Origin of the sequence: Pseudomonas sp. NPDC098747, from assembly GCF_044760045.1 — a bacterium.
Taxonomy (GTDB): Bacteria; Pseudomonadota; Gammaproteobacteria; order Pseudomonadales; family Pseudomonadaceae; genus Aquipseudomonas.
Genome location: NZ_JBIWAL010000006.1, coordinates 84,528 through 93,176 on the forward strand (window position 1 = coordinate 84,528; position 8,649 = coordinate 93,176).

Sequence of the window (8,649 nt, forward strand, 5' to 3'; positions counted from 1 at the left end):
ATGAACCGCACCGGCCGCACCCTTGCCTTGGGCTGCCTGTTGCTCCTTCAGCCCCTGCTCGCGCATGCACAAGCAGGCGGCAACTCGTTGTTGATCCCGGCGATGGGTCGTTGCACCCTCAATACTCAGCCGCAAGACGTCACGCAGGCACTGGCCGCCTGCCAAAAGGCTGCGGATGAAGGGGATGCGCAAGCGCAATACGAGTTGGGTGAGTTCTACTACGACGGCAAGAATGCGCCGCGCGACCTCAATCTAGCCCTGAGCTATTTCGAAAAGGCCTCGCTGCAAGGCCACGCACAGGCGCAATTCAAGCTCGGCAGCATGTTCTTCCACGGTGAAGGCGTGCAGGCCAACAACATTCAGGCGTACATCGTGCTGAAGATGGCCGCGGTCAACGGTGCCGAAGATGCGCTGGACACTGCCGACGAAGTCTCTGAAAAAATGTCCCGCGAAGATCTCGAAACCGCCACTCAGGTGCTCGGGCAAATTTTCCGTAAATACCTGATGGAATTGCAAAGCGCCGATGGGCGTACGCCGTTTTCGCCACTGCCCTGAGTTCTGCTGACCTCTAAGACTGATATGGCTGATATGGCTGAATATGGCTGAATATGGCTGAATATGGCTGATGGGATTTTGTGGCGAGGGGATTTATCCCCGTTCGGCTGCGCAGCAGTCGTAAAACCATTCGATGCGGCGTGTCAGAAAGAATTTGATTGCAGGTTTTAGGGCCGCTTCGCAGCCCAACGGGGATAAATCCCCTCGCCACAATAAACCCTATTCAGCTACTGAATCCTTTTCAGCCACTAAACCCTATTCAGCTACTGAATCCTTTTCAGCCACTAAACCCTATTCAGCTACTGAATCCTTTTCAGCCACTAAACCCTATTCAGCTACTGAATCCTTTTCAGCCACTAAACCCTATTCAGTTACTGAATCCTTTTCAGCCGCTAAACCCTATTCAGCTACTGAATTCTTTTCAGCCACTAAATCCTCTTCAGCTACTGAATCCTGGTTTTACTTCTCAGGCATCGGCATCGGAAACGGCATCACATTGCCGACCGTGCCGCGGGCTTCGCTGATTTTCGGTGTGCCCAGACGTTCAACCTCGTCGATGCGCACGATCGAATGCATTGGCACAAAGCTGCGCACCACGCCTTCAAACTGCGCCTTGAGCTTTTCTTCGCTCGGATCGACGACCATCTGCGTGCGCTCGCCAAAGACGAACTCTTCCACTTCCAGAAAGCCCCACAGATCACTTTGATAGATCTGCTTGGCGTACATTTCGAACACCTGGCCCTGGTTGAGGAAAATCACCTTGTAGATTGGAGCTTCGCGTTTGGTCATGGCGGGCGGATAACATCGGGGATAAAAATGAGGGCGCGAACTATAGCATAGCCACCGGACGCACAACGGTAGGAACATGGAGACATGTTCCCTATAATGCGCGGTTCTTTGAATCACGTGATGACTCTAATCCATGGCCAAGAAGCTTTACATCGAAACCCACGGTTGCCAGATGAACGAGTACGACAGCTCGCGCATGGTCGATCTGCTGGGTGAACATCAGGCCCTGGAAGTCACCGCTCGCGCCGAAGATGCCGACGTGATTCTGCTCAATACCTGCTCGATCCGCGAACGCGCCCAGGACCGGGTCTACTCGCAACTGGGCCGCTGGCGCGAACTGAAACTGGCCAACCCGGACATGGTGATCGCTGTCGGCGGTTGCGTGGCCAGCCAGGAAGGCGCGGCGATCCGTGATCGCGCACCGTACGTCGACGTGGTCTTCGGCCCGCAGACCCTGCACCGCCTGCCGGAAATGATCGACGCCGCACGCATCACCAAATTGCCGCAAGTCGACGTCTCGTTCCCGGAAATCGAAAAATTCGACCACTTGCCCGAGCCGCGCATCGACGGCCCAAGCGCTTATGTATCGGTGATGGAAGGTTGCAGCAAGTACTGCACGTTCTGCGTGGTGCCTTATACCCGCGGTGAAGAAGTCAGCCGGCCGTTCGACGACGTGCTCGCCGAGATCATTCACCTCGCTGAAAACGGCGTGCGTGAAGTGACCCTGCTGGGGCAAAACGTCAACGGCTATCGCGGCGCAACCCATGACGGACGCCTGGCGGATCTGGCCGAATTGATCCGCGTGGTCGCCGCCGTCGATGGCATCGACCGAATTCGCTACACCACGTCGCACCCGCTGGAGTTCTCCGACAGCCTGATCCAGGCCCACGCCGACGTGCCGGCGTTGGTGAAGCATCTGCACTTGCCAGTGCAATCGGGCTCCGACCGGATTCTCGCAGCGATGAAGCGCAACCACACCGCGCTGGAGTACAAATCCAAGCTGCGCAAACTGCGCGCGGCAGTGCCGGGGATCTGCATCAGTTCGGACTTCATCGTCGGCTTCCCGGGCGAAACCGAGAAGGACTTCGAACAGACCATGAAACTGATCGAAGACGTCGGCTTCGACTTTTCCTACTCGTTCGTTTACAGCCAGCGCCCGGGCACACCGGCCGCCGACCTGACCGATGACACGCCGGAAGCACTGAAGAAAGAACGCCTGAACGCGCTTCAGCATCGCTTGAATCAACAAGGTTTCGAGATCAGCCGACAAATGGTCGGCTCGACCCAGCGAATTCTAGTGACCGATTACTCAAAGAAAGACCCTGGCGAACTGCAAGGGCGCACCGAGAATAATCGTATCGTCAACTTCCGCTGCGACAATCCAACCCTGATCGGCCAGTTCGCCGACGTGCACATCGACGCGGCGCAACCGCACTCACTGCGCGGCTCGTTGATCCAATAACAGATATCAGAGGCGCTGAGGATTTTGTGGGAGCTGGCTTACCAGCGATGAGGCCGTCAGCGCCGACAAATATGTCGCCTGTCGCACCGCTATCGCTGGCAAGCCAGCTCCCACAGTGGACCGCGCTACCCCCGAGAATGGACTGATCCATTTAAGAGCTTTCGCACCCAGGCCACTGGCGTTATCCTTGATTTCATCTTAATTGCCCCAGGGCGGCTAAATACGACCTTGAACGCACCCATAGAACCACATCGTTTTATTCTCGAGCCCTTTGAGGCTCGCCGCTTCGCCAATCTGTGCGGGCAATTCGACGAGCATTTGCGCTTGATCGAACAGCGCCTGACCATCGAGATCCGCAACCGCGGAAACCAGTTCGAGCTGATTGGCGACCCCAAGCACACCACGTCTGCGGAAAATCTGATTCGTCGCCTGTACCGGGAAACCAAAGGTTCAGAACTGTCGCCAGATACGGTGCACCTGTTCCTGCAGGAATCGGCCGTCGTCGAGTTGGACAACCACGCTCCCGCCGAAGCGTCCGTCGCCCTGCGCACCAAGAAAGGCATGATTCGCCCTCGCGGCTTGAATCAGCTGCGCTATGTAAAGGAAATCCTCGGTAACGACATCAACTTCGGCATTGGTCCGGCCGGCACCGGCAAGACCTATCTGGCCGTGGCCTGCGCCGTCGATGCTCTGGAGCGCGAACAGATCCGCCGCATCCTGCTGGTGCGCCCGGCGGTTGAAGCGGGTGAAAAGCTCGGTTTCCTGCCCGGCGACCTGTCGCAGAAGATCGACCCGTACCTGCGCCCGCTTTATGACGCTCTCTACGAAATGCTCGGTTTCGAATACGTGGCCAAGCTGATCGAACGTCAAGTGATCGAAGTCGCGCCACTGGCTTACATGCGCGGTCGTACGCTGAACAACAGCTTCATCATTCTCGACGAAAGCCAGAACACCACCGTCGAACAGATGAAGATGTTCCTGACCCGTATCGGCTTCGGCTCTACGGCGGTCATTACCGGCGACATCACCCAGGTCGACCTGCCCAAAGGCACCAAGTCGGGCCTGCATCATGTGATCGAAGTCCTGAAAGACGTGCCGGGCATCAGCTTCACGCATTTCCTGGCCAAGGACGTGGTGCGCCATCCGCTGGTGCAACGCATCGTCGAAGCCTATGAGCGCTTCGAAAATCGAGTGACTGATGAACCTGCGAAGGACACTCGCCGCGATGCTTGAGCTTGACCTGCAAATAGCGACCGAAGCGTCTGCTCCCAGTGAAACCGACTTTCGCCAATGGTGCGAACTGGCCCTGCGCCAGCGCACCGCTGACTCGGAAATGACCATTCGTCTGGTCGACGAGGACGAAGGTCGTGAGCTCAATCACACCTGGCGCCAAAAGGATTACGCGACAAACGTCCTGTCGTTCCCGGCTGACGTGCCCGATGAGTTTCTCGATATCCCGCTGCTCGGCGATCTGGTGATCTGCGTGGCTGTGGTTGAGCGTGAAGCAGCCGAACAAGACAAGGAACTAAAGGCCCACTGGGCACATCTGGTCATTCACGGCTGCTTGCATCTGCTCGGTTACGACCATATAGATGACGACGAAGCCGAAGAAATGGAAGCACTGGAACGCGAGTTGCTTGCTGAACTGGGCTATCCCGATCCGTACGCGGACGACGAAACCGAACCATCCCCTATCGTTACAACAAAGGATTCAGAGTAATCGCTATGAGCGAAGATCGATCGAGCAACGGGCAGAAGTCATGGCTGGGTAAACTGACCCAGGCTTTTGCCCACGAGCCGAAGAACCGCCAGGAGCTGCTTGAGCTGCTGCGCGATGCACATCAGAACAAACTGCTGGACAGCGAAGCGCTGGCCATCGTCGAAGGCGCCATTCAGGTGGCTGACCTGCAAGTACGCGACATCATGGTGCCGCGTTCGCAGATGGTCAGCATCAAAGCGACCCAGACACCGCGTGAATTCCTCCCTGCCGTGGTCGATTCCGCCCACTCACGCTATCCGGTCATCGGCGAAAGTCATGACGACGTAATGGGCGTGTTGCTGGCCAAGGATCTGCTGCCGCTGATCCTCAAGGAAAACGGCGACAGCTTCAACATCAAGGACCTGCTGCGCCCGGCCACCTTCGTGCCGGAGTCCAAGCGTCTGAACGTGTTGCTGCGTGAGTTCCGCGCCAACCACAACCACATGGCCATCGTCATCGACGAATACGGCGGCGTGGCGGGCCTGGTGACCATCGAAGACGTGCTGGAACAGATCGTCGGCGACATCGAAGACGAGCACGACGTCGAAGAAGACAGCTACATCAAGCCGCTGCCCAGCGGTGACTTCCTGATCAAGGCCCTGACGCCGATCGAGAAATTCAACGAGTTCTTCGACAGCGAATTCTCCGACGATGAATTCGACACCGTCGGCGGTCTGGTGATGAGCGCGTTCGGGCACTTGCCAAAACGCAACGAAACCACTGAAATCGGCGCCTATCGTTTCCGCATCCTGAACGCCGACAGCCGTCGAATTCATTTGCTGCGACTGTCGCCAATCGCTCGGTAAAAAATCTAAGGATTGAAATGCGCTGGACAACCCGCCCCGGCTGGCCCGGTAACCTGCTGGCCGTGGCGGCCGGTGCAATCACCACTTTCGCTCTGGCACCGTTCGATATCTGGCCGCTGGCTCTGCTGGCGGTCGGCCTGTTCTATGCCGGCCTGCGCGAGCTGAGTCCCCGTCAGGCACTGGGCCGCGGCTGGTGCTTCGGTTTCGGCCTGTTCGGCGCCGGTACCAGTTGGATCTATTACAGCATTCACCATTTCGGCGGCGCTTCGGTGCTGCTGGCCGGATTCCTGATGCTGCTGTTCACCGCAGCGATTGCCTTTTTCTTCGCCCTGCCCGCCTGGCTCTGGGCGCGCTGGCTGCGCCGTAACGAGGCACCGTTGGCCGATGCTTTGGCATTCGCTGCATTGTGGGTCGGCCAGGAAGCCTTTCGTGGCTGGTTCCTCACCGGTTTCCCGTGGCTTTATTCCGGTTACAGCCAGCTCGACGGCCCATTGGCCGGTCTCGCGCCGGTCGGCGGGATGTGGCTGGTGTCGTTCGTTCTGGCATTGACCGCTGCGCTGATCTACAACACACCGCGCCTGTTGCAATCTGGTCGTAAAGCGTTTGTTGCCGTTGGCCTGCTGTTGCTGGTCGGGCCATGGGTGGCGGGGGTTGCGCTCAAGGGCCACGCCTGGACCAGCCCGTCTGGCGCACCGCTGACCGTTGCCGCCATTCAGGGCAACGTCGAACAAAGCATGAAGTGGGACCCCGCGCAGCTCAACGCCCAACTGGCGCTGTACCGCGATCTGAGTTTTCGCTCCAAACCAGTGGATCTACTGATCTGGCCGGAAACTGCGGTGCCGGTACTCAAGGAGTCCGCCGAGGGCTACCTGAGCATGATGGGCAACTTCGCCGCCGAGCGTAAATCGGCGCTGATCACCGGCGTACCGATCCGCGAAATGGTGCATCACGAAAGACGCTTCTACAACGGCATCACCGTGGTTGGCGAAGGTGATGGCACTTACCTGAAGCAGAAACTGGTGCCGTTCGGCGAATACGTGCCGCTGCAGGATGTGCTGCGCGGATTGATCGCATTCTTCGACCTGCCGATGTCGGACTTCGCCCGCGGCCCCGCTGATCAGCCGATGCTGCAAGCCAAGGGCTATCAGATCGCGCCGTTCATCTGCTACGAAGTGGTGTATCCGGAGTTCGCCGCCAGCCTGTCGGCGCGCAGCGATTTGCTGCTGACGATCAGCAACGACACGTGGTTCGGCACCTCGATCGGCCCGCTGCAGCATTTGCAGATGGCACAGATGCGCGCGCTGGAAGCCGGACGCTGGATGATCCGCGCCACCAACAATGGCGTGACCGGCCTGATTAACCCGTTCGGGCAGATCACCGAGCAGATTCCGCAGTTCGAACAAGGGATTTTGTATGGCGAAGTGGTGCCCATGCACAACCTGACGCCGTACCTGCAATGGCGTTCTTGGCCGCTGATCGTGCTGTGTCTGGGCCTGTTCGGTTGGGCGTTGATGGCTAGCCGAATGTCCAAAACGGTCTAAAGACTGATGCAGCACCTGTGGCGAGGGGATTTATCCCCGTTGGGCGGCAAAGCCGCCCCTAAACCCTGCGATCACGGAGTATCTGATGCACCGCGATCGCAGGTTCTGGGGCGGCTTCGCCGCCCAACGAGGTGGTGCGGCATTCCGATAAATCCCCTCGCCACAAAGAATCCTCGCCATCACAGAGTCATCATTTCAACGATAGAAAAGCGAATACCCCACCTGCCCCACCGCCTCATTCAGCAACTGCCCGCTCTGCCAGATCGACTTGAACTCCGGCAACCAGCCACCAAACGGCCGAGCGTTGTCCGTACCCAGGAAGCCCACTGGCGCTGGCACCACTTCAAATCCTGCCGCCTGAAAACTCCACACCGATCGCGGCATGTGCCAGGCCTGAGTCACCACGACTACGCGTTTGATCCCCTGCGGCAACAGCATATCGGCGCTGAATCTGGCGTTTTCCCAAGTGGTGCGGCTTGCCCCTTCCTGCCACCGCACGGTCACGCCGAAGTCATCCCGCAAGGAATCGGCCATCAACTTCGCCTCGGTAGGTGGCGTACCGTAATGCAGGCCGCCACTGGTCAGAATCGGCAGTCCCGACGCTTTGGCCAACCGCGCCGCATAGCGTTGACGCTCAAGCCCCACGCCGGTCGGCTGATCGTCGCCCCACGCCAGATCACCGCGCTCACGCCCGGAACCCAGCACCACAATAGCGTCGGCACGCTGCGCCAATATCGCCCACTCTTCGCGGGCCAGCGGCGGCTCGCGCTCCAGGGCTTTGGCGCCCCATTGCACCACCACGGGCAGGCTCATCAGCCAGAATCCGCCAAAACCCAAGGCGAAACACACGCCAGCCAGTCGCGGCCGCGAACGGCGCAGCCACCACGCGGCCAGCAACAGCAGCAAAAGAATGCCGGGAGGCAATAGAAGTTGTTTGATGAAATAACGAAAAGGCATCGGGCATCTCCAAAGATGCCCGAAGCCTAAGTGGGTTAATACAACGCGACAACCGATAGGGTGGGATCCTGTTGAAAAAGATCCGTTTCTTGACCTGCCATGCGCTTACTTGGCCTGCAAAGCACGCACCTTGACGGTGTCTTTGCGGGGCGCCTTGTCCTTGAGCCAGATGACCTTGGCCGAATGTGCTGTATCGAGCTGCTTCACTGCTTGCGACAAGCAGCCGTGCGTTTCACGTTCACTGCGATCCAGATAGGCCTTGACCAGTTTGAACTCGGCGGGGCTCAAGCCACGCAATTCCAGTTCCAGGGGGCGCTCGTCGCGCAGCCGGTCTGCGGTTTTTGCAGCATCCAGAGCCATGCCCAGACGGTCCATCAACCGCTCGTACAACTCAGGTTTCGTGATGTTTCTTTGCTGTTGCTCCACCATCCCTCACCTCATTGAAGATAAGACTCACTCCCCAGTTAGAGCTTAGCTTCGCTGCACAAACCGGCTACACGCCGCGACCAACGGCCCTCGCCACCCATTGCGCGGGCCAAACAGCTGTAATCAGGGTTTCCCTAGGCCAAGCGCGGTCATGTATGCTACGGCGCTTCCTGTAATTCCACTTCCAGCTCGTCCGGGCCATCCCGAATGCCGCGTTGAAGAGGATTAGGCCACCCCTATCCAGTACAAAAGTAGCCATGCACGAACAATATCAGCCCCGTGAAATCGAAGCCGCCGCCCAGTCGTTCTGGGACGAGCAAAAGTACTTTTAAGTATGTGTTATGCCTTTTAATT

At 58.3% G+C, this 8,649-nt stretch carries 9 protein-coding genes and 1 pseudogene; 7 read left to right on the plus strand and 3 right to left on the minus strand.

The annotated features are described in order from the left end of the window. On the plus strand, positions 1 to 555 hold the full coding sequence (locus tag ACIQVE_RS05640; protein ID WP_402805399.1) for a tetratricopeptide repeat protein: 555 nt from the start codon (positions 1 to 3) through the stop codon (positions 553 to 555). Positions 556 to 1,014: 459 nt separating this feature from the next. On the opposite strand, the gene ACIQVE_RS05645 is transcribed toward ACIQVE_RS05640, so the two are convergent. Beyond that, on the minus strand, positions 1,015 to 1,344 hold the full coding sequence (locus ACIQVE_RS05645) for a DUF1820 family protein (RefSeq protein ID WP_042561234.1): 330 nt from the start codon (positions 1,342 to 1,344) through the stop codon (positions 1,015 to 1,017). Between the two features lie 133 nt (positions 1,345 to 1,477). Here ACIQVE_RS05645 and miaB point away from each other — a divergent pair, with 133 nt between their 5' ends. The 5 genes from miaB (at position 1,478) to lnt (ending at position 6,912) form a co-directional block, all read left to right on the plus strand. Continuing rightward, a complete protein-coding gene (gene miaB / locus ACIQVE_RS05650; protein WP_402805402.1) occupies positions 1,478 to 2,806 on the plus strand; it encodes a tRNA (N6-isopentenyl adenosine(37)-C2)-methylthiotransferase MiaB in 1,329 nt (442 codons plus the stop codon). Positions 2,807 to 3,034: 228 nt separating this feature from the next. Next, entirely contained in the window at positions 3,035 to 4,039 is a 1,005-nt protein-coding gene (locus ACIQVE_RS05655) for a PhoH family protein (RefSeq protein WP_402805404.1), read from the plus strand. Continuing rightward, the gene (gene ybeY, locus ACIQVE_RS05660; protein WP_402805630.1) at positions 4,032 to 4,526 is read left to right on the plus strand and encodes an rRNA maturation RNase YbeY; all 495 of its coding nucleotides are present in this window, start codon (positions 4,032 to 4,034) and stop codon (positions 4,524 to 4,526) included. The genes ACIQVE_RS05655 and ybeY overlap by 8 nt, the downstream gene beginning before the upstream one ends. Before the next feature lie 5 nt (positions 4,527 to 4,531). Continuing rightward, entirely contained in the window at positions 4,532 to 5,371 is an 840-nt protein-coding gene (locus ACIQVE_RS05665; protein WP_402805407.1) for an HlyC/CorC family transporter, read from the plus strand. 17 nt (positions 5,372 to 5,388) lie between these two features. Then, positions 5,389 to 6,912: an apolipoprotein N-acyltransferase gene (lnt, locus tag ACIQVE_RS05670; protein ID WP_402805408.1), complete on the plus strand. Its 1,524-nt coding sequence runs from the start codon at positions 5,389 to 5,391 to the stop codon at positions 6,910 to 6,912. Between the two features lie 195 nt (positions 6,913 to 7,107). Here the strand turns inward: lnt and ACIQVE_RS05675 are convergent, their stop codons facing one another. Next, on the minus strand, positions 7,108 to 7,869 hold the full coding sequence (locus tag ACIQVE_RS05675) for a YdcF family protein (RefSeq protein WP_402805410.1): 762 nt from the start codon (positions 7,867 to 7,869) through the stop codon (positions 7,108 to 7,110). Positions 7,870 to 7,974: 105 nt separating this feature from the next. Continuing rightward, positions 7,975 to 8,298, minus strand: a complete 324-nt coding sequence (locus ACIQVE_RS05680) for a hypothetical protein (RefSeq protein WP_402805413.1) — start codon at positions 8,296 to 8,298, stop codon at positions 7,975 to 7,977. A gap of 254 nt (positions 8,299 to 8,552) precedes the next feature. On the opposite strand from ACIQVE_RS05680, the pseudogene ACIQVE_RS05685 reads away from it, so the two are divergent. After that, positions 8,553 to 8,615, plus strand: a pseudogene (locus ACIQVE_RS05685) (hypothetical protein); the annotation flags it as partial. Positions 8,616 to 8,649 lie beyond the last annotated feature (34 nt).